We start from the raw sequence: 26,553 nt of genomic DNA on the forward strand, positions 1-26,553 counted from the left end.
GATCTATCCCTGAATTAAAAAAAGCAGCTTAATTCTTGACTATTTTAGTGAAAATAGTATTCCCTTTTAATAGATAGTTACCTGATGGGTAATTTGTTAGATCAATACGATTGCTTCCTTTATTTAAAGTTATATTTTTAATGAGTTTACCAGTGATGTCATATAAATAAACATTTTCGTTAGCCGTAGCATCCACAGTGATCACACCTGTTGTTGGATTCGGGTAGGCTTGAGTTTTAACTTGTTTTGTTGTTTCAGCGGTTGATAAATTTGAGTTGCAGCTAGCATTATAAGTATCTCCAATAATGTTAAAGCCTTTGTTTACCAACTGAGCTCTCGCCATAATAGTCTGCGATGTAGAATAAATTAGCCCTGTTGCATCTATGCTTCCAGATGTGAGTCCTGAGCTTGCCCATGTAGGGTTATTGCTGATTGCAATCAGAAATTTATTATAATTGATACATGATAACCCGGAATTTTTAAATCCAAAATTTACTGAATTCGAATAAATGTTTTGAAACTTGATATTCCAGGCAGAAATATCCTGATTAAAAAGTAAAGCTCCATTAAACATCATAAATCCATAAGGATCATTAACTTTACTAACATCCCAATTCCCAATGGGCTGATTAAACGCGACTGCATTGGTAAACATTTGCTGAAAACTTGTTACTTTACTTGTATTCCAATTACTAAGAGGCTGATTAAAAGATTTAGCATTAGAAAACATATAACTAAAATTAGTAGCATTATTTGTATTCCATGAATTTAATGGCTGATTGAAAGCTAATGCATCCTGGAACATTGAATAGAAATTGCTTCCGGAAGAGGTATTCCAGGTTGAAATATTTTGATTAAAAGCTGAGGCATAAGAAAACATATTCCCAAAATCTGTGACTTTCGCTGTATTCCAGGTCCCGATATTCTGATTAAATAATGTTGCTCTGTTAAACATGCCGTTCATAGTCGTGATAGTGCTTGTGTTCCAGTTAGAAAATGAATCATTTCCAATCAAAGACGGACAATTAGAAAACATCTGTGATACATTGTTTATTTGCGTCAAATTAGGAGTATCTGTGGCTGTTACATTAAGGTTCGGACAGTCTGCAAATCCCTGACTGAATTGCTGAAGCCATACGGTATCTCCCCACTGGCTCACTTCGAAGAGTTCTGGGTTTCCACTGGCATGCATATAAGGACTCCCTCTGAATCCATAAAATAATCCATTACCATTAGATACTTTAACCTTGTAGGTTGCTTGTATAGGGTTTGTATGCAAAGAGGTACCAAAAGAAATAGTTGTAAAACTGCTGCTATTAGAAGTGACAGAACTAAGGACTCCGTTATGCTGAGGATATCCTACTTCTTCCCAGCTAATGGTGTAGTCTGTTCCGGTACCTCCAAAAGATATTGCATTATCAATGGTGCCGTTTACATTAGGTTTCCACAAAGTGATAAATTCATTTTGTGCATAAGAAATGAAAAATAGAAAAAGAAAAATGATTACTAGTTGTTTTTTGTACATAATTTAAAAAATAATTTGAGGTTAAAATTGGATTTAATAAGACATAACTTCCCGGGATTCTGTATCTTATCTCTAACACAAAGATATAGATGCACAGCGACAGAACTTGTCGTATTAAATTTTATTACAAATTATTTTTAACTTTTTTCTTTATGAAATCTGACTGTATTTTAATGAAAATGAATGTTATAGAGGGATTAAAATTTCGTTATTTGTTTATATCTGATCAAGCATTTTTGACTAGGTTCTGTTCAATAAAAAAACTATTGCAGATTAAACAGATCGGTTTTACAATACGGAACACGGTGAAAACTATTATTCTGTATAACAAAAAAGCACCCGATTGGATGCTTTTAATTTTCAAATATAAAAAATATAGAAATCTGTGGAGAAAAAATAATTGTTATTTTTCGGTAAATGCTAAGATTTCTTTAGCTGCTATACAATAAATAAAGAAGCAATAGTCTGTGCATCACTACCACTCAAAATTTCATCATAAGCCGCGGAACCTGCTGCTGCTCCAAATGAGGCTGCCGTATTGTATCCTGCCTGATTGGTATTATCTTCTCCCGCATAAACAGGATTGGTTGCTGAAGGCATATTTCCGCCATTAGCAAGTTCTATCCATCCTTTATTAGCTCTCATTCTTCTTACCTGTGAAGCATGTCTTGCTTCTACAGAATGAATCTGCAATGCTGCTTGAAGCACCACTTTGTTTGACATTACGTTCCCTGCCTGTCCTTTATAAGCTCTTACCCCTGTGTCTTCAAAAGCCTGTGAAAGAATAAGAAACTGATTGTAATCTGTAAAAGGTGAGAAATTTCCATTAGCCGTAAAATCAAAGGTAGGTTTAGCTCCCGGAGTAACTCCTAAAGAAGTAAGGGTACTTTTTAGAAAACTTACATGTGCCGATTCATGTTTTGAAATTTGCATGAAAACTGTTCTGTCTGCATTGGGAATCAGTCCCGCGGTAGAGAGTCCTTTACTGTAGTATTCATCTTCAAGATATTCCAGTACCAGAGCTAATTGTAAGGCGTCAGTTAAAGTACTTTTTAATGCAGTTCCTGTGACTTGTTTATTCACTGTTTCCGCTTTTGCCGGAGTTGCCATTAAGGCACCCAAACCAAGTGGAACTGCTGCTACAGCTGCTTTTTTACCGAATAATGACATATTCGTGATTGCTTCTAATCTTGAGGCTTCCGTTGTAAAAAATTTATCATAAGAAAGCTTATCTAATAATTTAAGAATATTCATAATGTAAGTTTTTGAAGATAAATAATTAATTAATGCCTCTTTCTTTCCAGGTGAAGCGGTTTTTGATAAATCCTCCGGCCACCATTACAATGTCTTTAGGTTCTTTGGCAACGTCAAGTCCATTGGCATCTATTACATCATCCCCTGAAAAATCTGCAGATCCGGGGTTGATCAGATTTCTAATGGCTGAGGCATGTCTTGCTTCTACTGAAACTATTTTTCCTGCAATAACAAGATAAGCGGAATTGGTGATGTATTTTCCGGCACCGTTATACGCGGCTACTCCTGTATCTTCCAATGCTTTTGCTGTAGCCAATACAGAATTTCTGTCATTAAAATTTACATTAGGGTACTGAAAATCAAGTTTTGGAAGAACATTCTGGGTGACTCCACTGATCGCGGCCTTGAAAAAGTCCCTATGAATAACTTCATGGTGGTATAGATCTGTAAAAACTTCTTTTTCAATACTGGAAATACCCGCATAAAAATTATTAACTACCTTAGTATAGAAATCAGCTTCCAGCTGTTCAAGGGCATAAGCATAATTTAATACGCCAACATCTCCTGATCCAAGATCAAAAATCTGGTCATTATTCATCTGCTGAAAATCATCATCATCATTACAGCCTATCATGGTAAGCCCTGCAATAGCTAATCCTACTCCACTCAATTTTAGAAAATTTCTTCTGCCTGTATCAAGAGTAGCACCCTGATTAGAAACATGAATTGTTTTTTTCATAATATTAATTTTTTAAGTGTTTGATTATATGTGAGAAGAAGAAAAAACAGCATACTCAATATGCTGTTTTAATTCTTATGGTTTTAAGGCATCAGAACCGTATCGATTACGTGAATAACACCGTTGGATTGATTAACATCTGCAATGGTTACTTTGGCACTGTTTCCTTTAGCATCTTTTATATAAAGATCTTTTCCTTTTGTCCAGAAAGTAAGCTCTTCTCCCTGCACTGTTTTCATCATGCTTTTTCCGTTTCCTGCTTTTACAGCTGCCCATATTTCTTTAGCACTGTATTTCCCAGGAAGAACATGGTAAGTTAAAATGCTGGTAAGCATTGCTTTATTTTCAGGCTTTACAAGATTTTCTACTGTTCCTTTCGGTAGTTTTGCAAATGCAGCATCTGTAGGAGCCAATACTGTGAAAGGGCCTTTTCCTTCTAAGGTTTCTACCAGTCCTGCAGCTTTTACTGCAGCAACCAGGGTTTTATGATCCTTAGAGTTTACAGCATTTTCAATAATGTTTTTGGAAGGGTACATAGGAGCACCTCCTACCATTACTGTTTTTTCTTTCATCATTTGTGCATTTACCTTCCCACTGAAAGCAAATGATAAAGCTACCATTGCTAAAACTGTGATTTTTGTTCGTGTGTTCATTGTAATATTTTTTTAAATTAATTATAGTTAATTTGTGTTTTAATATCATTTACGAGCTTGGTTTTATTTTAGATTGAAAAAAAATAAAATTTAATTTAAATTACTGTAAATCAGTGTATTATTTTTTACTTGGAATAAAATCAAGGCAAATAGAGTTCATACAAAAGCGTTTTCCTGTCGGTTTCGGACCATCTTCGAAGATATGTCCCAAATGAGAACCACATCTTCCACATAGAACCTCTGTTCGGATCATATTGTAAGAAGTATCTTTTCTGTAGGTAACACTATTTTTACGAATGGGTTGATAAAAAGACGGCCAGCCACAAGTAGTAGCAAATTTTGAAGTAGAAAGAAACAGGGCATTTCCGCATACTGCACAATAATAGGTTCCTTTCTCATCAAGTTCATAATATTTTCCAGTGAACGCAGTTTCAGTGGCTCCTTCTCTGGCAACCTGATAGAGTTCAGGTTTTAAAATCTTTTTCCATTCCGAATTACTAATCTTCAGTGGAGATTCAGCAGTATGGGAGTAATAAGGATTTTTAGTTTTAAAAAGATCTGTTTGTGCTTTATATTCTCCGGTGGCTATTGCTATACAAGAGAGTAATAGTAGTTTTGATATTAGATTTTTCATAATAGTTATTTTAAATTTTTCTCTTAATATCATATACGGGATAAAAGAATATTCAGATTTTGTTGAGAATATGTTTTATTTTATTACATTTGGATAGAAAAATAAAAGTTATTAAAACAACCTGCTCAGAAGAGGAACTTATCGTTTTACTGAAAGAAAAAAACGAAAACGGTTTTCATTATCTGTATGACCACTATTCCGGTGCGTTGTATGGTGTTGTTCTTCGTATTGTTCAGTCTAAAGAATATACGGAAGAAATCCTCCAGGATGTTTTTGTTAAAATTTGGAATTCTATTCATCAATATGATGCTTCCAAAGGAAGATTTTATACCTGGATGATTAATATTGCCCGCAATACAGCGATCGATTATCTAAAATCGAAAGGATTCCAAAACGAACTTAAAAACCAATCACTTCCAGATTTCGTATATAACACTACAGAACTTTCAACGACCAATAATTCATCCGATTATATTGGATTTAACAATGTACTTGAAGGACTGGAAGTGGACAAGCAGGAACTCATTAATCTTGCTTATTATCAGGGATATACCCAAAATGAAATATCCGAAAAACTGAAGATACCGCTGGGAACGGTAAAAACTAAAATGCGTAATACGCTGATGAAATTAAAAGATTTGCTAAAAGATTATCAATAAATTGAACACTAAGGAATACATATCATCCGGAATTATAGAATCTTATATTCTAGGTCATGCTTCTCCCGAGGAAGCAGGCATTTTGGAGTGTGTGATGAAAAACAATGCTGAAGTGAAAGCCGCTTATGAAGAAGCGCAAAAAACTTTGGAAGATCTGGCTACTGCCCAGGCTGTAACACCTCCAAATGATCTGAAATCTAAGATTTGGAATACCATTCAGCAGAAACAGTCTACTGAAGAAGAAACCCTTTCTATTCCTGTAAATACTCCTGTCTCAAAAGATCGGGAGGAATTTAAAATTGAAGGAGAAACCAAGAAGAATACTAATTGGAAAGCCTATGCTGTTGCGGCATCTGTTTTATTTCTTGTAAGTATTGCAGGCAATCTATTTTGGATGAACAGCCAGTCGGCTACGAAGCAAGAAATGACAAAATTGGCAGCAGAAAAGCAATCTCAGGATGCTGCTATGAAAAAGATGGATCACAAACTGAATATGTTCTCTAATCCGGATATGCAAATGGTAATGTTAAAAGGCGTAGAAAAGCATCAGGATGCCAAAGCCATGGTTTTCTGGGATAAAAAGACAAAAGAAGTTTACCTGAATGCTGAGAATCTTCCTAAAGCCCCAACCGGGATGCAGTACCAGCTTTGGGCTATTGAAGACGGAAAACCTGTAAATGCAGGAATGTATGCCGAAAATAAAGATAGCCAGATTGCATTGGCTACCATCTCAAAAGCACAGGCTTTTGCCATCACACTTGAAAAAGAAGGCGGAAGTAGTGTTCCGACTATGGAAAATATGTATGTAATGGGAGGAATATAAGATTCCTATTCAATATTCATCTCCTATCTGGTTAAAAGCTTTTTATCATTTTTAAAGAATGCTTTTAGAAAAATTATTCAAAGAGTTCAATGTTGATCTCAATACATTTAATACAGCTGAATCTGAGCTTTTTGACCAGTTTTTTGAACGAATATGGGTTAAAAAGAACACATTTCTTATTCAGGAAGGTGAATTAGAGAAATACAGTTATTTTATTTTCAATGGTATAGCACGTTGCTGGACCTTAAATCATAAAGGTGAGGAACAAACCTTCTGGTTTTGTAAGGAAGGCTCCTTTTCTTTGTCTAATATTTCATTTACCCTCCAGGAAAAGTCAACTTTTAATGTGCAGACCATTACAGATTGTGAAATATATAGGATTAATCAGGAACAGGCTATCAGGCTATATGAAGCGATTCCTGGTTTGAAAGCAGTCTTTGAAAATCTGACAGCCAGATTGTTGAATAAGCTTTTGAATAGAAATATCGACCTGATAAAATACACTCCCGAACAGTATTATTTACAGATGATGGAAGAATTTGGAAATACTTTCAATTGTATTCCATTAAAGGATATTGCTTCTTATTTAGGGATTACTCCACAAGCATTAAGCAGAATACGGAAACGGATTTTTTAACCCAGGTTCAGTGGTTGAGAGGTAAAAAATACGATTTTTGCTACTCAAAATTTACGACTATGATAAGAGAAATACATGAAATAGATTATCCTCTGCTAATGAAAATCTGGGAAAGTTCTGTACTCAATACCCATGATTTTCTGAAAGAGGAAGATTTTAATTATTATAAAAAAGAGATTCCCGGTTATTTTGAACATGTTATTTTATTAGGGTTTGAAGAAAATGGAACTTTAGTTGGATTTATGGGAATTGCTGAAGGAAATCTTGAAATGCTGTTTATTCATAACGATTATCGTGGTAAAGGGATTGGTAAAAAACTGATTCAGTATGGAATCAATCATCTAAACGTAAATAAAGTAGATGTGAATGAACAAAATGCTCAGGCCGTGGGCTTCTATCAATATATCGGATTCCGTGTTCTTGATAGATCAGCATTAGATAATCAGGGTAAAGAATATCCTATTTTACATATGGGATTATAATTTGGTAAAAGAAATTTATATGATAACCAAAAAGCATCCAAATCGGATGCTTTTTTGATTTTCTATGAGGTTGAAAATAGTTAAGATGCATATTCTACAGACGCTTCTTTAGCAGCAGCAACCATAGCAATTAAAGCTTTTTCTGTTTCTTCCCAATGTCTGGTTTTCAATCCACAGTCAGGATTTACCCAAAGCTGATGAGCAGGAATTACATCCTGTGCTTTTTTCAGCAGTTCAATCATTTCTTGCTTCGAAGGAACTCTCGGAGAATGAATGTCATAAACTCCGGGACCGATTTCATTAGGATATTTGAAATCTGCAAAAGCATGTAGAAGCTCCATTTGAGATCTTGAACATTCTATCGTAATCACATCCGCATCCATATCTGCGATATTCTTAATGATATCATTAAATTCTGAATAACACATATGAGTATGAATCTGGGTAGCGTCTTCTACTCCACTTGCTGATATTTTAAATGCCTCTACAGCCCATTTCAGGTAATTTTGCCATTCTGTTTTCCTCAATGGAAGGCCTTCACGGATAGCTGGTTCATCAATCTGAATAATTCTGATGCCTGCCTTTTCCAGATCCTGAACTTCATCACGAATGGCAAGAGCAATCTGTTTACAAGTTTCAGAACGGGGCTGATCATCGCGTACAAATGACCATTGTAATATGGTTACAGGACCTGTTAACATTCCTTTTACCCATTGATTGGTTTGAGACTGAGCATATTGAGACCAGTATACGGTCATAGGTTCAGGTCTGGAAACATCTCCGAAGATGATCGGAGGTTTTACGCAACGGCTTCCATAGCTTTGTACCCAGCCGTTTTTAGTAAAGGTAAATCCTTTCAGTTGCTCTCCGAAATATTCCACCATATCATTACGTTCATATTCTCCATGTACAAGAACGTCTATTCCGATACTTTCCTGCCAACGGATGGTTCTTTGGGTTTCTTCTTTTAATAGAGCATCATATTGTTCTGTAGTCAGTTCTCCTTTTTTGAATTTTGCCCTCCAGGTTCTTACTTCTGCTGTCTGTGGAAATGATCCGATGGTTGTAGTGGGAAATAAAGGAAGCTGCAATGCTTTTTGTTGCTCTTCTTTACGGATATGGAAAGAATTTTTTCTTTGTGAATCTTTCTCAGTCACGGCATTCGCTCTGAGTTTTACATTTTCATTATGGATCAATGAAGATGTTTTTCTATCTGAAACCGCTTTTTTATTTTCTTCAAAATCCTGAAGAATATTCTCATCAGAAGTTTCTGAAGCTAATTCTTTCAGGGTAACCACTTCTTTTACTTTTTGTTTTGCGAAAGCGAGCCAGTTTTTGATTTCAGCATTAAGGCTGGTTTCAAAGTCTAAATCACATGGTGAATGAAGCAGGGAGCATGACGGAGCGATTAAAACTCTTTCAGATCCCAGTGTTTCGGTTGCTTTTTTAATAAAGGATAGAGAGTTTTCGTAATCATTTTTCCAGATGTTTCTTCCGTCTACGATTCCAAGAGACAGACTCAGGTGTTCAGGAATAGAATGAAGAACATCTTCGAGTTGTTCAGGATTTCTTACCAGATCAATATGCAGAACATTTACAGGAAGTGATGTGGCAAGAGCTAAATTATTCTTTAATCCTTCAAAATAAGTGGTTACAATGAATGTAAGCTTCGGAAACTGTCTTCTAAGTTCAGCATACACAAAAGTATAGACTTCTTTTGCTTTTTCATTGATATCTAATGCTAAAAAGGGTTCATCAAACTGAATCCACTGAGCGCCCTGGCTTTGTAGTTTTGAGATAATCTCAACATAGACCGGAAGAAGATTGTGGGCAAGATCCAGTTTATCAAATCCTTCTTCTTTCTCTTTTCCTAAAAGCAGATAAGAAACGAGACCGATAATCACAGGTTTTGCATTGATCCCCGCCTGTTTGGCGCCTGCAAATTCATTGAAAATCTTATCTGAAGTAAGTTTGAATTGCTGGTTTTTATAAAATTCAGGAACGATGTAGTGATAATTGGTATCAAACCATTTGGTCATTTCCATGGCTGTGATATCTAATTCATCTTTCTGGTATCCTCTTGCCATGGCAAAATAAAGATCCAATTCAGAATTGTTTTTTTTCAGGGCTACTTCATGATAGCGCGTTGGAATAGCGCCTACTACCAGACTCATATCCAGAACCTGATCGTAATAAGAAAAATCATTACATGGAATAAGATCAATTCCGGCTTCTTTCTGAAGGTTCCAGTTTTGACTGCAGATGTTTCTTCCTACGGTAAGAAGTTCTTCCAAAACAATTTTACCTGACCAATATTGTTCGCAGGCTTTTTTAAGTTCTCTTTTGCTACCAATACGCGGGTAGCCCAGAATGTGAGTTTGCATTTTTACAAATTTTAAATTAAACTTATTTTAAATGCTCTTTTCATGCTTCGGAATGCTTGCTAGGATAGAAAAATTTGAAAATCAATGATACAAATGCATGGTACTACTTCATCCGGAGATAAAATGTACTGCAATATATCATCTGTATGACTCAAAAGCTTCAGATCGCGAAAGCATTGTCAATTCAGTAAAGGCAGGTCTCCTGACTTGTAACGGTTTCTGTCATCCTTCCCGCTTTTGGCAGTGGATATCCAAGGACAGAAACCTTTGGTGTGTTACTTACAGTTGCGCGACAGTTCGTGATTTTCACACGATTCCCTATTAATTTACCTTAAGTAAAACCTTTCCTGTTTGATGAAGATTGTAAAGAACTGATCTTTTATCAATATCAAGCCTGATAAAAGATTTTAATTTTGTGTAAAATTATTAAAACAGAATATAATAGCAATTAAAAGTAATTTATTCGGTTAATTAAACTTTTTAAATTATATTATATAGAATATAATTCTGTAAATTTGGATGATTTTAAACTCTAAAAGAATAATATTCTGTGGAACAACTCGATGATAAGGATTTAAAACTCTTGAAACTGCTTCAGAACAACGCAAAACTGACAGTTAAAGAGCTGGCAAAGGAAGTTAATCTATCTCCATCTCCTGTTTTTGAGCGGGTAAGAAGGCTTGAGCAGGAAGGTTTCGTGAAAAGATATGTGGCGGTTCTGGATGCGGAAAAGCTTAATCGTGGATTTACGGTGTTTTGCCAGATCAAATTAAAAATTCATGATCGGTCCGTAGGTTATGATTTTGTAAAAGAAATTCTGGAAATTCAGGAAGTGGCAGAATGTTACAATATTTCCGGAGATTTTGATTTCTTATTAAAGGTTCAGGTTCGGGATATGAAACATTATCAGGATTTTGTATTCAATAAGCTAGGCTCTGTAGATTCTATAGGGAGTACCCATAGCACATTTGTAATGGCTGAAGTAAAGAATAATCAAGGGATAACTTTATAAAAAGGTATCCGTTAAAAATTTAGACATTGAATTTCACACTGTTGCAAGAATTAAAATTGGGGCATACACAGTAAATAATAGTTATGTTTTACAAATGTTCTGCCCCAAAATATAGATTATATTGTTATTTTTATTCCGGCTGAGATATTAATGCCTGGTAGCGGACTTAGGAACTTTAGTTGTGAGTTTTGAAGCCTTGCTTCAGAATTCAACAGATTGTTTCCTACGATATAATATTCCAAATTTCCTATTCCTAAGCTATCGTCTTTATAGGAAACGCGGACATTAAGCAATGAAAATGCAGGCATTGGAAGTTCAGGATTAATATTCTTTCCTAAGTATTTTTGTTTTAAATAATGGTCAAAACCAATATTAATACTGAAATTCTGTATATTACCTTCAAGATTAAATCCAAAACGGCTGGTAGGCATATTCGGCATATAATCACCATCGCTCCATTTTCTTATTGAGCTGTCTGCAACACTGATGTTTCTTACCAGATCATAATAAGCTCCTATTTCCCATTTTCCTATTTTGTTAAGATCAACTTTGTAAGCAGCTTCTGCTTCAACTCCGTTGATTTCAGTATCATCAGAACGCCATTCTTTAACCAGGAAAACTTCCCGGGAAATTCCGGTGTGAGCGAGATAAATATAATTTTTATAGGAAGTATGGTACCAGTTAGCAGATACACGAAGATTTTTCAGATTGATTCCGGCTCCCAGTTCTACAGTTTTTGTTATTTCTTTATCTAGTCTGTCATCACCGTTTTCTTCCGTCAGGATCGCGAAATGATTATTCCCTGCGTAAAGTTCGTTCACTTCCGGGGCTCTTTCGGAGTGATTATACTGGGCTTTTAAGTAAGCTTTTTTAAAGATATTCCACTGTGCTGAAGTATGAAGCTGGTGAAGCGTAAAATCCCTGTCGCTGAGGTTTCCTCCTGAAAGGCCACGGCTTCTTACGTATTTTTTATCTGTATCTGCTCTGCGCTGAACATGGTCATTCCTATAACCTAGATCCAGTTGAACACTGTTGAAATCAAGATGCTGCATCGTAAATATTCCGATTTCGCGGCTTATCGTATTGGGTAGGTATCTCTGTTTCCCATCTCCTGTCATATCTCTATATTGAACGTCAAGACCTGTGGTTCCACTGAGGAATTTCAGTTTTTGTTGTACAATTTCCAAACGCCCATTATGCTGATTCACTTCAAACTGATTGGCCCGCTGGCGATCAATAAGTTCAGCGTTTTTTGAAAATACTCCCATATAATTTAATTTGATACTGGAAATTGGGAAACCTGTAAATTGATAACCGGACTCAAACATTGCTTTATGAGATAAACTCCTGATATTGATAGGTCGGTACTCTATTTTAGGTTGAGGCTTTCCGTGAGTGTGCTGCTGCATTTTGGGAAGAGTATAGCCAGGAACACCAAAATATGAATAAGAGTTTTGATAAGCTCCACCTACATAGAATGATTTTCCTATATAACTTGTTCCAACATAAAAAGAATTGCTTTCCGAATGGCTGTTGGGGATTTCTCCATCTTTTGTTTGAACGTAATCTCTGATATTATTAACTTCATCTTTATAGCGGTCTTTTACAGGATCCTGACCGGAAACATACAGTTGATTCTTTGGGTTGGGATAATGTTTACTATCTGAAGGATTATAATAGGTAGGACTGAATGTGTATAGGTCTCCTTCTGAAAGTTCGTATTCTATCATATGATCTATAGCAAACTGACTGATATATGGAAAGAGACTTTTGTTGAGTACGTGCCTTGAATCTACTTCTATCTGGCAAAGAGATTGCAAAATGCTGTTGAAGCCTACTAATGAGGGATCATAACATCTGCTGTCCTTAGATTTTCCGGGAATTCTTACAATTTCTTGTTTTTGGTTGGCTGCTCCCACCGTCCATACCCAGTTTTTTGCGATAACTCCTTTTGCTGAAAATGCCTGTTTTTGTCCACTATTACTTCCGCCCTCAAGGAGTCCACGAAAATTGATTGTTTTATTGGGCAATTGACGGGGAACATAATCTGTTTCAATATCGATAGCTCCTCCAATACCTTTCCCTCCATAAAGGACTGATGCGGAGTTTTTATAAACAGTAATGTTTTGAACACTGTTCATTTCAATATCAGTATTAAAATCTGGGCTTATCCCGGAAAGATCGTTTACTGCAACTCCGTTTTCCAGTATTTTTACACGATTTCCGCTGAGGCTTCTGATAACCGGAGCACCAGAGTTAGGGCCATACCCGGAATTTTGGATACCTGGGATTTTTCTCAGGGTTTCCCCCAAAGTATTGGATTGAATAAAATCCAGCTTCTTCCTCGAAATATTTACACTGTTGTAATCCGTTTTTCCTTGTATTTGTATAGACTCTATGTCTTTTACATTCTTTTTTTCAGGATTAAGTTTCTGCGCTTTCAGTAGTGATGGGTAGATAAGAGAGCTTCCCATCAAAAAATAAAGGGTCTTTTTCATGTGCATGTTACTTTAATTATCAGGCAAATCTAGATAATTAAATTTATTAATGCAACAAAGTTGCTTTAATGATTTACAGATGTATAAATGAAATTAAAGCTAAATAACTAGAGGATAGATAGGTATGTATTGATGTTTATTGATATTATTTTTTATTAAAATAAAAAAGCCGCTCTGAAAAGAGCGGCATACTTTTTTAACTTTTAATGGAGCTGCTGATTAGCAAGTAGAACCACACTCTAATAATTTGATGTGGATTACACCATTAACGACACACTGTGTTTGGCATAAAGCGTTTCCTACAACGGTACCAACACCGCCGATAACACCACCTACTGTAGAACCTACACCGCCAACAACACCGCCAACGATAGTACCTACTCCTCCGATAACGCCACCAACAACGCCACCTAGACCACCGATTAATCCTCCAATTGGATCAAGTAATCCTTCTCCTGAAATAGATTTTAGTTCGTTTCTGTCTAGTTTTTTGAAATTTTTCATGATTAAAATTTTATATGATTAATACATCACAAATATATGATAAATAATAATAAACTTATATTATTTTGAATAAAATAATTAAACAATTTTATTATTTAATATTTCGTTAATATAAATGGATAATTTTAGTAATGTCGTTTTTGTTTGTATCTGATTGATTTACTAAATTTTAAAAAACATATCTCAAATTTTAAATAGTAGAGTTAATATTTTCAATATAACCGAACTTTTTTTGGGTTAATATTAAAAATTTGTCAAAATGAGTTTTTTCAGGATAAAAACAAGGGATTAGCCATTAAAAACAGATATTTTATCTGTCGATTTTAGTGTCTATAGTTAACAAATGATAAAATTCTCCAAGTTTTGTGGTAAATGCTTTCTTTATTATTGATAACAGGAGGCAAAATTCGTATTTTTGTGGACATACTTCTATCAATGTCAATTTTTTCAAATAATATACGCTCTCTGAGAGCCAAGAGAAAGGTTTCTCAACAAAATGTAGCTGATGATCTTACAATCTCCCGAGTGAGATATTCTAAATACGAAAATGGAATTTCAGAACCTCCTATCGAGCTTCTTGTTAAAATATCCAAATATTTTCATGTCAGTATAGATCTGTTATTGTCTGTGGATCTCCAAAAGTATTCAACAGAGGATATGCTGAAGCTTCCGGATAATAGAATCGTTCTGCCAGTAGCTGTGGATGATCTTGGAAATGATACCATCGAAATCATTCCCCAGAAAGCTTCTATGGGGTATCTGGAAGGATACAGTGATGTGGGATATATTGAAAGCCTTCAACGCATTGCCCTACCCTTTTTAAATAATGGAAAATACAGAGCATTTCCGGCAGACGGAGATTCGATGCCACCATTCAGAAACGGTTCTTATATTGTGGGAAAATATGTAGAGGGAATTGACGAACTGAAACCTGGAAAAACCTATGTTTTTATTACTCAAAACGATGGGATTACCTATAAACGTTTTAAGGAACATAAAGGAAATGCGATCTGTGTAAGTGCAGATAACTCTTTCTATGAACCTTATGACATTGCGTTTGAAGATATTGTAGAAATCTGGCAGTATGCCTCAGGAATTTTTCCGGAAGATTTTGAACCGGGAGATTATGAAAGCTACAATTTCAAAGAAATGTTCAGGGAATTGAGACAGGACATCAAAGAATTGGATAAAAAAGTGTCTACACGTCGTAGAAAATCTTCGAAATAAATGATGTAATAACATGACAAATAAACAGGCTCTTCAAATTAAATTGGAGAGCCTGTTTTAAAACCAAATAAAAATGTTAATATGATATGAAAATACTTTCTCGTTATATTATATAGGAGATGCTTCCAGCATTAGATTATGAAGATCTGTATTTTTAATATAAGGCTGTAAAAGCTGACTTCCTGGCCCGTAGGCTGCTACTTCCACATAATCTCCTGAATGATCCATGCTGATCCAGCCTACTGAATTCCGGCTTTTCTGAATTTCTGAATAAAGTTTGAACGGTAATTTCTTATAATTATAAAGTCCTTCTTCTTTTTCGAGTCCGTTATAAAAACTTTGCAAGTGTTTGGCTTCATCATCGCTTAATGTCAGTTTGTTAGCTTCATATATCCAGTCTTTTATATCCTTGACTGAATGGTCTTTATGGATTTTATTCAGAATATATTCATTGGTATATTGATAGGATGAAATACTATTAAAGTTTTGAGTTGCCTTATTCCCATAAATTATTCCCGGATTAGCATTTCCATGATCTGTTGTGATAATGACTAAGGTGTTTCCATCTTTTTCAGCAAAATCTATTGCTGTTTTCACGGCATTGTCAAATGCCAACTGATCGTGAATCAGTGCAGCAATATCGTTGGCATGAGCAGCCCAGTCCACTTTTCCACCTTCTATCTGAAGAACAAAACCTTCCGGATGATCCTTCATATGATCAATAGCAGCTCCTGTCATCTCTGCTAAATTCGGAGTATTCTCGAACTCAGAAAGATTAGCCCTGTCAATACTGTAAGGCAAAGCTCCTGTATTGAAGATTCCTAATATTTTGTCTCCCTTTTTAATCGTTTTTAGATCGGCACGATTTTTCAGAACTTGATATTTCTTTTTTCTGTAAACAGAATAGAGATCTTTTTGGTCTTCTCTTTTTAGTGGATTAAAAAACTCATCTCCTCCTCCCATCAGAACATCTATTCCCAGTTCTGCATACATTTCAGCAATTTGAGGTTCTGCATTTCTTTTGGCTGAATTGACGCAGAAACCTGCAGGAGTGGCATGCGTAATGGTTACAGTAGTTACACAGCCAATTTTTTTTCCAGCTTTTTTATATTTTTGCCATATTGGAATATGGGTTTCTCCATGAGCACCCATATTTAATACTCCGTTCTGTACCCTTATTCCTCCTCCGAAAGCGGAACTGGCGGCAGCAGAATCTGTTACAACAGAACTGGCAGAAGCAGTATCCATTAGTGCCCGTGAAACTTTTTTCTGATGATATAAACTGAGCCAATGACTTTCTTTTCCTAAAATATTTCTGGAATAAAGATCTGCCATTGAAAGTGTTCCCAGACTCATTCCATCACTGATTAGAAATATAATATTTTTTGCTTTTCCGGTTTCTGGAAGAGCAATATTCTTTTTAGAACTCCAAAGTTCAGAGGGTGACAGGGATAATAATCCTGAAAGTAAAACTGAACCTTTTAGAAATTTTCTTCTATCCATATATTGTATAAATAATACCCTAAATTATTTCATATTTCTATTTAATGATACTTAGTTGCATTAATAAATAGTTAAATTTAAATATGTTTTGGAAATGGATCTTCAAAATCTGATTTTTGGTCAAATAATTCCTTTTCAATATCATTGATTAGACAGTGAGTGAGATTTTGTAAAATTTGCTCTTTGTCTAGATATTGTCCAATGAAAACCAATTCATTCATTCTGTCGCCCCAATTTTTATCCCATCTGCTTTCGATAAATTCCTGATTTTCTATAAAAGAAACATATTGTGCCCTTTGACTCAAAGGCATACTGCTCCACCAAACTCCTGCTTTCTCCAGGCGAAATGAGCCTCCAGCCTGGGAAAAGTTCAATGCATCATCAGGTCTGGAAGCCAGCCAGAAAAGTCCTTTAGCTCTTAATATGCCTTCCGGATAATGATTAAGATATTCCCAAAGTCTCTCCGGGTGAAAGGGTCTTTTATCTCTAAATACTACAGAACCTATTCCATATTCTTCCGTTTCCGGAGTATGATGGTCAGACTCTAATTCCTTTTGCCAGCCTGCGGAGGACTGTGCTTTATCAAAATCAAATAGTTTTGTGTTTACAATATGTTTCAGATCGATCTGTCCAAATTCCGATTCCAGAATAGCAGCATCCGGATTTAATTTTTTAAGTGCAGATTTCAAAAATCCAAGAGTTTCCGGATCGATTAAATCTGTTTTATTCAGAATAATCACATTGGCAAACTCAATCTGGTCAGTGAGAAGGTTGACAATGGTACGGTAATCGCCCTCCATATCAGTAAGATCACGGTCCATCAATCGTTCATTCGAAGCAAAATCTTTCATGAAATTGAAGCCATCAACTACTGTTACCATGGTATCTACATAACTGAAACGGGAAAGATCTATTCCACTTTCTTCATCAATATAGGTAAAAGTTTGTGCTACGGGAATAGGTTCACTGATTCCTGTACTTTCGATTAAAAGATAGTCGAAGCGGTTTTCATGAGCTAAACGCTCTACTTCTTCCATAAGATCTTCTCTTAATGTACAACAGATGCATCCATTACTCATTTCAACCAGTTTTTCTTCTGTTCTTGAAAGAGTGTTTTGATTTTCTACCAGTCGGGCATCAATGTTAATTTCACTCATATCATTGACAATGACTGCTACTTTTAAACCTTGTTTATTATGTAGAATATGGTTTAATAAAGTTGTTTTTCCAGCTCCTAAAAAACCACTAAGTACCGTTACAGGAAGTTTCTTTTTCATGTATTCTTAATGTTTATGGTTTTTAAAGTTGATAAGATGTGCTGTAATCAGTCCAACTGCGCCTATATAGATGAAAGGCAGATGAATTTCAAATATAAAGTCAACCAATATTGAAATGGCAATGAATCCAAGTGAAGCCCAGAATAAAATTTGCAGCCCATTGCTGGTTATCTGCTTGGTCTGTCTGTATACCACAAAGGTTCCAATCATAAGAAATGCAAGGTCGATATAAGGATTATGTGATATCCCCAAAGGAATAATAAGCAACAATGGGAAGATAATACAATGAATCAGGCATAGAACGGCGGCTGATATTCCTACTGCATCAAGAATTTTTGACTTCATAAAAAGATTAGGATTTAAAATTGTTATTGTAACTTTGTTGCAAATGTATATATAAAAAATTAAATAACGCAACTTTGTTGCATTAAAATATGAAACAGGTTAGAAATACCCACGCCAAAACTGAAATTTTAAACCTTATTAATGACTCTGAGGTAGCACTGAGCCATTCTGATATTCAGAAGAAATTAGGTGAGCTCTGCAATAGAGTCACGATTTACAGGGTTTTAGAACGTCTTGAAAATGAGGGAGCTATTCACAGGATTGTTAATGTGGATGGTGTTGTTAATTTTGCGAAATGCAGTGGAAAATGTAGTCATGAACAACATTTTCATAATCATGTTCACTTTAACTGTAAAAAATGCCATTCAGTGACATGTATTGAGAATGCAATCCCTGAAATTAGTCTACCAGAGCATTTTATTGCTGAAGAATATAACTTTATTATCAGTGGTGTTTGTCCGAAATGCACGATGAAGGCATAACTTCCAGATACATACTTTAATTTCCTCTGTATGCAGAAGGCGTCATGCTGGTGTATCTTTTGAAAAACCGACAAAACAATGATGATTCAGCAAAATTTAATACATCAGCAATTTCCATTACTGACAGGTTGGTTGTTTTCAATAAAGATTTGGCCTGTGTTATAACTGCTTCATTGATCCAAACCAGAATAGACTTTCCTGTCTGTTTACGGATTATTGTAGTCAAATATTTACTGGTGAGATGCATTTTCTGCGCATAAAAGGAAACGCTTCTTTCTTCTTTATGATGCTGGTATAATAAATCAAAATATACTTTTTGACCATAAAAAAGCCTCCTTAAAGTTATTTTAAGGAGGCTTTATTTTTTACATCCGCTATAAAGGAGATATATATACTTCTATTTTAGTTCCATCATAGTTGAACGTTCCATCGGAATTGATTTTCCCAAGAACCCATTTCATATCTACCGGAACAGACCATGCAGAACCTAATGAAAATCCATTAACGGATCTGATTTCATTTCCGTTTCCTGTTGTAATGGCTGAATGAAACCATGTTTTATCAATAGGTCTGTAGAAGCCAATGGCTTTTCCTTTGGGAATTGGAGAATATCCGTCCCATTTTTTTCCTCCTGAATAGTTGAAGGTTTCTAACCATTTTTGGCCTGCTGAACCTGCTAATTGATCCGGACTAATGCTGGCTCCTCTCATATACAGGGCATAAGCAACCACATCGTGGCACACTCCATTGCTGTATTTTGAAATATTTTCTGCTCCTGAAAGAACGGCATGAGCTACGGGTGCCCTTTCAGATAAAGATAGCTGAGCCTTCCTGGCCCCTTCTGGTGTTACTGACATATTAATGTGATTTGTTTGGTTAGCGTAAAGATAAGCTTTTTAAAATTAATTGAAAATGAATGAATTATAGTAGAAACTATATATAATCACTGGTGTCCTTCAATATTGATACTCAGTTGTAACTTTTAATGTATATATCTGACATATTGTATATTAAAACTCTACTGAATCATACAGACACCAATCATGAAACATACAATTATATCGTTTATTGCTTTATTACTCCCATTTATAATGTTCGGACAGGCCCCCAAAACAGGTAACGAATATAGTGAAGCCAGGGAAATTATCAAGGATCTGGATTCGATCGTAAGCCCTAACGGAATTCAGGAAAGATATAAAGCGACTATCGGCGGTGCTCAACAATGGGTATATGTTCGTGGGCAGAATAAAGAAAATCCTGTAATCTTATTTGTACATGGGGGACCAGCCTCTCCTATTTCTCCGGTGATGTGGATGTTTCAACGGCCTATAGAAGAATATTTTACGGTAGTGAATTATGACCAGAGAGCATCCGGTAAAACCTATAATGCTAATGATACGCTGATTTTAAAGAATACGATTACTATCAATCAATATGTAGATGATGCTATACAACTTGCAGAACTGATTAAAGAAAAATATAAAAAGAAAAAAGTACTTCTGATAGGACATAGCTGGGGGACAATAATCTCTATGAAGGCTGCGTTAAAAAGACCGGATCTATTCTATGCGTATGTTGGGATCGGGCAGATTATTAATACCAGGGATAATGAAAGATTAAGTGTTGATTTTGCAGTAAAAGAAGCTACCCGTCTGAAAAATGATTTGGCTTTAAAGGAGCTGGCTTCTATAGCGCCTTATCCGGGAAATACCCCGATTACGCGGCAGAGAATTATTATTGCAAGGAAATGGCCTCAATATTACGGAGGTTTAACAGCGTACAGAAACAATTCCAGGTATTTCTTCCAGGCTCCGCTTCTATCTCCGGAGTATTCCTATAATGATGCGGAAGCTATAGGAAAAGGAAGTTTATTTACCCTGTCCAAAGTACTTCCGGAGTTTCTTGATACTGATTTTAAGAATATTAAATCATTTCCGATTCCGGTTTTCATGTTTATGGGCAGACATGATTATACCACTCCCTCAGAGCCTACGGATCAATGGCTTCAAAATGTAAAAGCTCCTTTTAAAAAGGGAATATGGTTTGAAAATTCAGCTCACCTGATTCCTTTTGAAGAACCTGGAAAAATGCTGGTTACTCTATTGAATGATGTTCAGCCTGTCTGCAAATAATAAAATCTTTACACATCCAGCTGGAAAAGTGCCATTGTAGCATTATGATAGTGATCCGGACGACCTTCTGTATCGGTCATTTTTTGATCCCCAAGATAGGTAAATCCACATTTCACATAATAATCTGTTAACCTCTGATTTCCCGCTGTAGTATCCATCCTTACGTACAATTTGTTGTGTTGAGAAGCAAATTGTTTTGCCCATTCTACGATCTGTTCTACAAATTTCTGTCCGCGGAAATTGGGATTGGTGGCAATTCGGTGTATATAGATGGCTGGGTCTTCATTTTTTTCTGCCCAAACCTGGTGATCATCAAAGGTAATACTCCAGACACAGGCTACCTGGCCATCTACAGTAATTTTAAAATGACGGTTTTCACTGATTTCAGTTTCAATCATATTTCGATCAAACTCCGGCCATTGTATACCGGATACGGTTTTCTTAAAATCAGAAGCTATTTTATATAAACTAAGGACCACTTCAATATCCTGCAAAGATGTATTCACTACCATTATTCCTGTTATGGGACGAAGTTACGAAAAATGCATGGGAATCTTTCCTTATTGTTATTCAGAATGGGTATAAATACTGTTGGATTCTTTATGTTACGTTGGGAAACGTAAATAAAAATACTATTTTTATCGGCCCAAAAGAAAAAAACAAATATGCCGACTGATGCTTCTCATAAGCTGATTCCGATGACGACCTTCGTGCTTGAATATTATGCCCACGAAGGATATGCCGATCTTCAAACCTTGAGTTTGATGAATAATTATGCTAATTTTTTAAAACAATCTCTTACATTAGGAATGTTTGTTCCTGTAGATCCCAACGGAAATGTATTGAAAGAACCTAAAAATTACACTTCATGGAAATTATTGGAGCATAATGACAACGATCATGAGAGAACAGATATGGCAGGTTTTGAAGAGTATGGTGAGTATCAGAAAGCAGAACGTAATTGTATGTTTGAAGGCTTTAGAGTAGACTATAATGGATATTCAAAAGTAAGAATTGTGGCTTCTTATGATACTTCTATAGAGTTATCATTCAATAAAAACGATCTGATCCCTACAGGTTTCAACGATGTTGAGTCGCTGACCGTTTTTGATGATATCTTTTTGACATCTAGTGCTTTAAAAGTAATTGGGATAAAGGATAGAAAATAACCTATCTATTACTTAATATATTAATTACAAATCCGGTTATTCTTATCCAGGTTTCTATTTTTTACCATTTTTTTACGTAAAAAACTATGTGCCTATGTGGTTTTAGAAAGAATTTTATTTTACCACATAGACAAATAGATGAATATCTTTATTTTCATAAAGGGAAACTGTTGACATCCTGATCTTATAAAAATGTTTTGACAATTGTTACCAGGCTCATCAGAATAACAACTATCCCAACCACCACAAACATTTTCTTTGTGGGAAGTTTGGAGGTAAGCATAGCGGAAAACGGAGCGGTAAAGACTCCACCTAACAGAAGTCCCAACACAATATTCCAGTGATGAATTCCAATGGTAAATATAAAAGTGATGGCACTGGTTACTGTCAGCAAAAACTTGGCAACTGTAGAACTTCCCACAACATAACGGGGAATTCTTCCTTCTTTAATTAACGTTCCGGTAACTAATGGCCCCCAACCGCCTCCTGCAAAGGAATCTATAAAACCACCAACAAACCCCAGTACTCTCAGGTTGGTTCTTCTTTTGGTTTTGATGCGGCCTTTATTTTTTTCTTTAAAGGCATTTCTCAAGATATTTGATCCCAAATACAAGGTGTAACAGGCAATAATCGGCTTTACGATATGGGCGTAATGTTCTCCGTAATGAGATAAAGTTAATGCACCAATGATAGATCCCACAATAGCCAGCGGGAACAGTACCCAAACCATTTTTTTATTGACATTTCCTAATTTATAATGACTGAATCCTCCGGCAGCGGTTGTAAAAGACTCTGCTGAGTGAATACTGGCACTTACAACGGGTGGTGGAACATTCAGTAAAAGTAATATAGTAGTACAGATAACTCCATATCCCATTCCCATGGATCCGGCAACAATTTCAGCCATAAAACCGGCAAACAGCATCCAGTAAAAAATATGACCATCTTTGCTTAGGAAAGTCTGAATGTCACTAGAAAGATCAAACTGATATACCACAAGACCAAAGATTCCGATAAGCAGCATCACTCCTATAATTGCCAGATAGATATTGGCTTTTCTCTGGGCTGTTTTAGTAATACTGATAAGCTTTTCAATCTCCAGATCAGACTTTGTAGGAGATAATTTTCCGTCAGACAGGTATTGTGTGGTGATCTTATTGAGTTCTATGACTTTGTGGTTAAAATCTCCTTTTAGCTGATTGCGGATGTTCTGCATATTATCCAGCACAAGGTCCATTTCATCAGGAATGGTTTCAGTGAATGTTTCTCTAAGCCTTTTAGCAATGGTAGGAGATTTTCCATTGGTGGAAATGGCAATTTTAAGACTTCCTTTTTTAACAATGGAACCTAGATAGAAATCACATAGGTCGGGCTTGTCTGCAATATTAACCAATACATTTTTTTTGTGAGCATCTTCACGGATCTGTGAGGCTAAATCAATATTATTTACAGCGATAATCGCGACATCAGTATCATTAAAATCGTCATCATGATAAGCTCTTTCGTATAAGGTTATATTGGAAAACTTTTGCTGTAAGGCTCTCACTTCAGGACTGATTTCGATTGCGATTAGTCTTATAACCGTTTCAGGAGAATTACCCAATACCGATTCCAGTTTTTCGAGGGCAATTTTTCCTCCTCCGATAATGAGTAAGGATAATGTTTCAAGTTTTAAAAATACGGGATATAAGGAATTACTCATTTCATTACAGTTTTAAGTCATACGTAAAAGCGAGATAGTATAAACCTCCGATTTCAGGGCCTGCTGCATATTGGAAGTAACGTCTGTTCAGTAAATTGGTGGCTCCAATTTTTACATTTGTGTGAATTTCAGGAATTTTCCAGCTAGCCTGGGCATCGACAGTATAGTAAGCAGGAATTTTTCCTGAAGCTAAAGGGCTTTCCCAGTCAAAACCATTTTGCCACCTTGCTACCACTGTAAATCCAATATTCTTGATAATCTCTCTGTTTCCTACACTTACATTAATCATCCATTTTGGAGTATTAAAAGCTGTAATAAACAGATCTGAAGTATTGCTGGAAGCCAGATCGTTGTAAGATACATTGGCATTGACATTGTAATTTTTAATCACATTATATCGGATCTCCAATGAGCTGCCATAACTTTTGTAAATGCTGTTGCTATTGGTGTATACTCTGTATCGGTCTTGTTTACTTCTGTCAAGCATCGCCAAAACGGCTGCATTGCTTCCTACTTGACTGTTTTTAGGAACAGCTACTTCTACCTGTCCAAGAAATCCTTCATAGATGTTGTAGTAAAAATCCCAATCCAGCGCCAGTTTGTTGTTAAAGAAAACAGATTTATATCCTATTTCAAACGAATTGATCTTTTCCGGTTGCAATTTTTGCAGATTGGCAACAGCTAAAAGTTGTTTATTGTCCTGGGCAGCCTGGCTTTGGCTTTTTCCAGCATCTACATCAGCATTTACGGCTGAAGTAAATCTGTCAATGGAAGCAAGAGTATAAGAGTTTTCCAGATATCCCAAACCGTCATTTACTTTTGAAAGACCGCCTACTCTTCTTACATTTCCGTTATTCACGAAAGAAAGAGCTTCAAATAAGGATGGAAAGCGGTATCCATTTTGAAAAGAGGCTCTGAAGTTGTGCTGTTTAACGGGAGAATACACAACACTTATTCTTGGATTGAGTTTGGCTTCAAATTCAGGGTTCCTGTCGATGCGAAGAGCCGCATTGATTTTTAATTTTTCATCAAAGAAAAGCTTGGTAATCTGGGCAAAAGCCCCATATTTCTGATAAATAACATCCTTACCAAAAGTCCCGTTGGATAACGGAATATTTCTTTCATTAACAGGTCTGTTGAAGTCTACAAAGTTGTTCCCATCAGGAGTGATGCTATACAAGCGATAGTCTATTCCGGCCAGAAGATTAAAAATCTTTACAAACCGGCTAAAATCATAGGTCAGTTCGCCTTGATAAAATCTGGATTTCTGCTCCAGTTTTGCTCCTCCCGTTGCGGGTGCTCCTGCAATTCCTGCATTGGCAGAATCCCAGTTATTAATTCTGATAATCGTATTTTTTAGCTGCTCAAAGGCTGCCGTTCCGGGAACTACTCTATTTTTATCAGCTTCACTACGGGCAAGAATTAGAGCTTCATTGAGGGTTGTTCCTGCATTCAGATTATTTTGAAGTGATGTTTGGAAGATGCTCTTCCAGTTATTGTTGGAAAGATTGGTTAGATCCAGATTGTCAGCCAAAGGTTTCAGATTGTAAGAATCTCCTGTGTTTTCTATAGACACATAAGCTCTGAACGTCAATTCTTTTCCGGTAAGTTCAACTTTATGGTTTTGAACGGTGGCATTTTGCAAACGGATTTTATTTCCTCGCTGAAAAGTTCCGTCAAGCAATCCGTAACGATATACGTAAGAAGCTTTCCACTGATCTCCAAATCGATAGTATAATCCGGCATCGAATTTTATATTCTTTACTTCCGGGCTTACAAGATCTTTTTCAAAATATCCGGTTCTGGAAACATTGAATGTGGTGGGCTTTCCGTTATAATCTACTTTTACCGCTACTCTATTGTTTCTTTCATCACCATATTTGTTCCAAAGGTCTTCCGCAGGATTATTGGCTAAAGCAAGATTCGGGTTGGCAGTAATTAAAGAATTCGGATTCTGGTCGGTATGATTATCTGAAATCCAGTCTACCCCTGTAAAATAAGAGGCGTTCAATTTTACGGCAAAGTTTTTATGAAATACTTTGGCAAATCTGATGGCACTTTCGCCCAGAGAACTGATTTTGTGATTGAAATTATCTACATGATTCACCCCGCCACGAAAATACACACTTACTCCTTCAGAGGTAAAGGGATCTTTGGTTTGTAAGCTTGCAAGGCCATTGATGGCATTCATCCCATATAACGCAGAGGCTGCTCCGGGAGTGACTTCCATAGACTGAATATCCAGTTCTGTAGGGCCAATTGCATTTCCGAGTGGAACTCCTAATGTAGCAGACTGTACATCTACGCCATCTACCAACTGCATAAATCTGAAGTTATTAGGAGAATTAAATCCTCTGGAATTAGGGATTTTCAACGTAAGGCTGGATGTTAAAAGTTGTAACCCTTTTACGTTTTCCAGGGTTTCATAAAAAGAGGCTGCCGGGCTTTCCCGGATGGTTTTAATATCAATCTTTTCAATCGCGATCGGTGATTTTAATATTTTTTCAGGAATACGGGAGGCAGAAATAACGACATCATCAATAATGGTATTCTGAGGATTAAGCCCGATGGTAAGTTTATTGGAAAGCGAAAGGATTTCCACGGTCTGGCTGGAAAATCCGTCTTTGTTGATAATCAAGCGAAAAGGAATGGTTACTCTTGTTCTGATCTTAAAATTCCCGAGCTGATCTGTTGATGCAGTGTCCTGTGTATTTTCAACCTGTACTTTCACAGCATCAAGCCCCTTTTGGGTTCCTGTATTTCTGATGATTCCACTTAATTCGATAAGCTGTTGTGCCTTTGTCTGGGTGCAGAATAGAAATGTGAATACTATAACTCCTGTTTTAGGTAGAAAATATCTCTGTCTTTTGTTTTTCATTGTTCTTCTATTTTAGGTGAGGATGAATGGAGCT

The 26,553-nt window shown here is 36.0% G+C and carries 25 protein-coding genes and 1 riboswitch; of the genes, 9 read left to right on the top strand and 16 right to left on the bottom strand.

What is annotated here, in order from left to right:
• Positions 1-28: 28 nt before the first annotated feature.
• From EG344_RS21760 to msrB, 5 genes are all read right to left on the bottom strand, one after another.
• Complete coding sequence (locus EG344_RS21760; RefSeq protein ID WP_123911392.1) at positions 29-1,525, bottom strand: BspA family leucine-rich repeat surface protein; 1,497 nt, start codon at positions 1,523-1,525, stop codon at positions 29-31.
• Between the two features lie 438 nt (positions 1,526-1,963).
• Positions 1,964-2,779, bottom strand: a complete 816-nt coding sequence (locus EG344_RS21765; protein ID WP_123911393.1) for a ferritin-like domain-containing protein — start codon at positions 2,777-2,779, stop codon at positions 1,964-1,966.
• 25 nt (positions 2,780-2,804) lie between these two features.
• Positions 2,805-3,518 carry a ferritin-like domain-containing protein gene (locus tag EG344_RS21770; RefSeq protein WP_123911394.1) on the bottom strand — a complete coding sequence of 238 codons (714 nt, stop codon included), beginning with the start codon at positions 3,516-3,518 and terminating at the stop codon, positions 2,805-2,807.
• 83 nt (positions 3,519-3,601) lie between these two features.
• On the bottom strand, positions 3,602-4,171 hold the full coding sequence (locus EG344_RS21775) for a fasciclin domain-containing protein (RefSeq protein ID WP_123911395.1): 570 nt from the start codon (positions 4,169-4,171) through the stop codon (positions 3,602-3,604).
• A 118-nt stretch (positions 4,172-4,289) separates the two neighbouring features.
• Positions 4,290-4,805 carry a peptide-methionine (R)-S-oxide reductase MsrB gene (msrB, locus tag EG344_RS21780; RefSeq protein ID WP_123911396.1) on the bottom strand — a complete coding sequence of 172 codons (516 nt, stop codon included), beginning with the start codon at positions 4,803-4,805 and terminating at the stop codon, positions 4,290-4,292.
• An 89-nt stretch (positions 4,806-4,894) separates the two neighbouring features.
• On the opposite strand from msrB, the gene EG344_RS21785 reads away from it, so the two are divergent.
• The 4 genes from EG344_RS21785 to EG344_RS21800 are packed head-to-tail and all read left to right on the top strand — an operon-like array spanning position 4,895 to position 7,406.
• Positions 4,895-5,464: an RNA polymerase sigma factor gene (locus tag EG344_RS21785; protein ID WP_228412798.1), complete on the top strand. Its 570-nt coding sequence runs from the start codon at positions 4,895-4,897 to the stop codon at positions 5,462-5,464.
• Between the two features lies 1 nt (position 5,465).
• Positions 5,466-6,287: an anti-sigma factor domain-containing protein gene (locus tag EG344_RS21790; protein ID WP_123911397.1), complete on the top strand. Its 822-nt coding sequence runs from the start codon at positions 5,466-5,468 to the stop codon at positions 6,285-6,287.
• Positions 6,288-6,345: 58 nt separating this feature from the next.
• Positions 6,346-6,924: a Crp/Fnr family transcriptional regulator gene (locus tag EG344_RS21795; RefSeq protein WP_123911398.1), complete on the top strand. Its 579-nt coding sequence runs from the start codon at positions 6,346-6,348 to the stop codon at positions 6,922-6,924.
• A 59-nt stretch (positions 6,925-6,983) separates the two neighbouring features.
• Entirely contained in the window at positions 6,984-7,406 is a 423-nt protein-coding gene (locus EG344_RS21800) for a GNAT family N-acetyltransferase (protein WP_123911399.1), read from the top strand.
• Between the two features lie 80 nt (positions 7,407-7,486).
• On the opposite strand, the gene metE is transcribed toward EG344_RS21800, so the two are convergent.
• Entirely contained in the window at positions 7,487-9,790 is a 2,304-nt protein-coding gene (metE, locus tag EG344_RS21805; RefSeq protein ID WP_123911400.1) for a 5-methyltetrahydropteroyltriglutamate--homocysteine S-methyltransferase, read from the bottom strand.
• Between the two features lie 174 nt (positions 9,791-9,964).
• Positions 9,965-10,151: riboswitch (cobalamin riboswitch) on the bottom strand.
• Between the two features lie 189 nt (positions 10,152-10,340).
• Between metE and EG344_RS21810 the strand changes: the two genes are divergently transcribed.
• Positions 10,341-10,802, top strand: coding sequence for an Lrp/AsnC family transcriptional regulator (locus EG344_RS21810; protein WP_123911401.1), 462 nt, complete (start codon positions 10,341-10,343; stop codon positions 10,800-10,802).
• Positions 10,803-10,918: 116 nt separating this feature from the next.
• Here EG344_RS21810 and EG344_RS21815 read toward each other — a convergent pair whose 3' ends face one another.
• A complete protein-coding gene (locus EG344_RS21815; protein WP_123911402.1) occupies positions 10,919-13,300 on the bottom strand; it encodes a TonB-dependent receptor in 2,382 nt (793 codons plus the stop codon).
• A 219-nt stretch (positions 13,301-13,519) separates the two neighbouring features.
• Positions 13,520-13,804 carry a bacteriocin-like protein gene (locus EG344_RS24100; protein ID WP_066694205.1) on the bottom strand — a complete coding sequence of 95 codons (285 nt, stop codon included), beginning with the start codon at positions 13,802-13,804 and terminating at the stop codon, positions 13,520-13,522.
• 435 nt (positions 13,805-14,239) lie between these two features.
• Here EG344_RS24100 and EG344_RS21825 point away from each other — a divergent pair, with 435 nt between their 5' ends.
• The gene (locus EG344_RS21825) at positions 14,240-15,031 is read left to right on the top strand and encodes an XRE family transcriptional regulator (protein WP_123911403.1); all 792 of its coding nucleotides are present in this window, start codon (positions 14,240-14,242) and stop codon (positions 15,029-15,031) included.
• Positions 15,032-15,139: 108 nt separating this feature from the next.
• Here the strand turns inward: EG344_RS21825 and EG344_RS21830 are convergent, their stop codons facing one another.
• The 3 genes from EG344_RS21830 to EG344_RS21840 all read right to left on the bottom strand — a co-directional run bounded on the left by EG344_RS21830 (position 15,140) and on the right by EG344_RS21840 (position 18,156).
• Complete coding sequence (locus tag EG344_RS21830) at positions 15,140-16,534, bottom strand: alkaline phosphatase (RefSeq protein ID WP_123911404.1); 1,395 nt, start codon at positions 16,532-16,534, stop codon at positions 15,140-15,142.
• Between the two features lie 77 nt (positions 16,535-16,611).
• Positions 16,612-17,811, bottom strand: a complete 1,200-nt coding sequence (locus tag EG344_RS21835; protein ID WP_123911405.1) for a GTP-binding protein — start codon at positions 17,809-17,811, stop codon at positions 16,612-16,614.
• 6 nt (positions 17,812-17,817) lie between these two features.
• Positions 17,818-18,156, bottom strand: a complete 339-nt coding sequence (locus EG344_RS21840; protein ID WP_123911406.1) for a MerC domain-containing protein — start codon at positions 18,154-18,156, stop codon at positions 17,818-17,820.
• 89 nt (positions 18,157-18,245) lie between these two features.
• Here EG344_RS21840 and EG344_RS21845 point away from each other — a divergent pair, with 89 nt between their 5' ends.
• On the top strand, positions 18,246-18,638 hold the full coding sequence (locus tag EG344_RS21845; RefSeq protein ID WP_123911407.1) for a Fur family transcriptional regulator: 393 nt from the start codon (positions 18,246-18,248) through the stop codon (positions 18,636-18,638).
• Between the two features lie 16 nt (positions 18,639-18,654).
• Here EG344_RS21845 and EG344_RS21850 read toward each other — a convergent pair whose 3' ends face one another.
• A complete protein-coding gene (locus EG344_RS21850) occupies positions 18,655-18,864 on the bottom strand; it encodes a helix-turn-helix domain-containing protein (protein WP_164464489.1) in 210 nt (69 codons plus the stop codon).
• A gap of 148 nt (positions 18,865-19,012) precedes the next feature.
• The gene (locus tag EG344_RS21855) at positions 19,013-19,495 is read right to left on the bottom strand and encodes a hypothetical protein (protein WP_123911409.1); all 483 of its coding nucleotides are present in this window, start codon (positions 19,493-19,495) and stop codon (positions 19,013-19,015) included.
• A 186-nt stretch (positions 19,496-19,681) separates the two neighbouring features.
• Between EG344_RS21855 and EG344_RS21860 the strand changes: the two genes are divergently transcribed.
• Positions 19,682-20,770, top strand: a complete 1,089-nt coding sequence (locus EG344_RS21860; RefSeq protein ID WP_123911410.1) for an alpha/beta fold hydrolase — start codon at positions 19,682-19,684, stop codon at positions 20,768-20,770.
• An 8-nt stretch (positions 20,771-20,778) separates the two neighbouring features.
• Here EG344_RS21860 and EG344_RS21865 read toward each other — a convergent pair whose 3' ends face one another.
• Entirely contained in the window at positions 20,779-21,282 is a 504-nt protein-coding gene (locus EG344_RS21865; RefSeq protein WP_123911411.1) for a GNAT family N-acetyltransferase, read from the bottom strand.
• Positions 21,283-21,435: 153 nt separating this feature from the next.
• Here EG344_RS21865 and EG344_RS21870 point away from each other — a divergent pair, with 153 nt between their 5' ends.
• Complete coding sequence (locus EG344_RS21870) at positions 21,436-21,939, top strand: hypothetical protein (protein ID WP_123911412.1); 504 nt, start codon at positions 21,436-21,438, stop codon at positions 21,937-21,939.
• A gap of 184 nt (positions 21,940-22,123) precedes the next feature.
• On the opposite strand, the gene EG344_RS21875 is transcribed toward EG344_RS21870, so the two are convergent.
• The gene (locus EG344_RS21875; RefSeq protein WP_123911413.1) at positions 22,124-23,641 is read right to left on the bottom strand and encodes a TSUP family transporter; all 1,518 of its coding nucleotides are present in this window, start codon (positions 23,639-23,641) and stop codon (positions 22,124-22,126) included.
• Between the two features lie 4 nt (positions 23,642-23,645).
• On the bottom strand, positions 23,646-26,519 hold the full coding sequence (locus EG344_RS21880) for a TonB-dependent receptor (RefSeq protein WP_123911414.1): 2,874 nt from the start codon (positions 26,517-26,519) through the stop codon (positions 23,646-23,648).
• Positions 26,520-26,553 lie beyond the last annotated feature (34 nt).

The sequence above is a fragment of the Chryseobacterium sp. G0162 genome (genome assembly GCF_003815715.1).
GTDB lineage: Bacteria > Bacteroidota > Bacteroidia > Flavobacteriales > Weeksellaceae > Chryseobacterium.

Coding starts and splice junctions, on each gene's coding strand:
- EG344_RS21840 (WP_123911406.1), bottom strand. CDS start 18,156: ATGAAGTCAAAAATTCTTGATGCAGTAGGAATATCAGCCGCCGTTCTA.
- EG344_RS21875 (WP_123911413.1), bottom strand. CDS start 23,641: ATGAGTAATTCCTTATATCCCGTATTTTTAAAACTTGAAACATTATCC.
- EG344_RS21765 (WP_123911393.1), bottom strand. CDS start 2,779: ATGAATATTCTTAAATTATTAGATAAGCTTTCTTATGATAAATTTTTT.
- EG344_RS21830 (WP_123911404.1), bottom strand. CDS start 16,534: ATGGATAGAAGAAAATTTCTAAAAGGTTCAGTTTTACTTTCAGGATTA.
- EG344_RS21855 (WP_123911409.1), bottom strand. CDS start 19,495: ATGTCAGTAACACCAGAAGGGGCCAGGAAGGCTCAGCTATCTTTATCT.
- EG344_RS21880 (WP_123911414.1), bottom strand. CDS start 26,519: ATGAAAAACAAAAGACAGAGATATTTTCTACCTAAAACAGGAGTTATA.
- msrB (WP_123911396.1), bottom strand. CDS start 4,805: ATGAAAAATCTAATATCAAAACTACTATTACTCTCTTGTATAGCAATA.
- EG344_RS21825 (WP_123911403.1), top strand. CDS start 14,240: ATGTCAATTTTTTCAAATAATATACGCTCTCTGAGAGCCAAGAGAAAG.
- EG344_RS21775 (WP_123911395.1), bottom strand. CDS start 4,171: ATGAACACACGAACAAAAATCACAGTTTTAGCAATGGTAGCTTTATCA.
- metE (WP_123911400.1), bottom strand. CDS start 9,790: ATGCAAACTCACATTCTGGGCTACCCGCGTATTGGTAGCAAAAGAGAA.
- EG344_RS24100 (WP_066694205.1), bottom strand. CDS start 13,804: ATGAAAAATTTCAAAAAACTAGACAGAAACGAACTAAAATCTATTTCA.
- EG344_RS21760 (WP_123911392.1), bottom strand. CDS start 1,525: ATGTACAAAAAACAACTAGTAATCATTTTTCTTTTTCTATTTTTCATT.
- EG344_RS21870 (WP_123911412.1), top strand. CDS start 21,436: ATGCCGACTGATGCTTCTCATAAGCTGATTCCGATGACGACCTTCGTG.
- EG344_RS21865 (WP_123911411.1), bottom strand. CDS start 21,282: ATGGTAGTGAATACATCTTTGCAGGATATTGAAGTGGTCCTTAGTTTA.
- EG344_RS21845 (WP_123911407.1), top strand. CDS start 18,246: ATGAAACAGGTTAGAAATACCCACGCCAAAACTGAAATTTTAAACCTT.
- EG344_RS21835 (WP_123911405.1), bottom strand. CDS start 17,811: ATGAAAAAGAAACTTCCTGTAACGGTACTTAGTGGTTTTTTAGGAGCT.
- EG344_RS21815 (WP_123911402.1), bottom strand. CDS start 13,300: ATGAAAAAGACCCTTTATTTTTTGATGGGAAGCTCTCTTATCTACCCA.
- EG344_RS21795 (WP_123911398.1), top strand. CDS start 6,346: ATGCTTTTAGAAAAATTATTCAAAGAGTTCAATGTTGATCTCAATACA.
- EG344_RS21770 (WP_123911394.1), bottom strand. CDS start 3,518: ATGAAAAAAACAATTCATGTTTCTAATCAGGGTGCTACTCTTGATACA.
- EG344_RS21860 (WP_123911410.1), top strand. CDS start 19,682: ATGAAACATACAATTATATCGTTTATTGCTTTATTACTCCCATTTATA.
- EG344_RS21800 (WP_123911399.1), top strand. CDS start 6,984: ATGATAAGAGAAATACATGAAATAGATTATCCTCTGCTAATGAAAATC.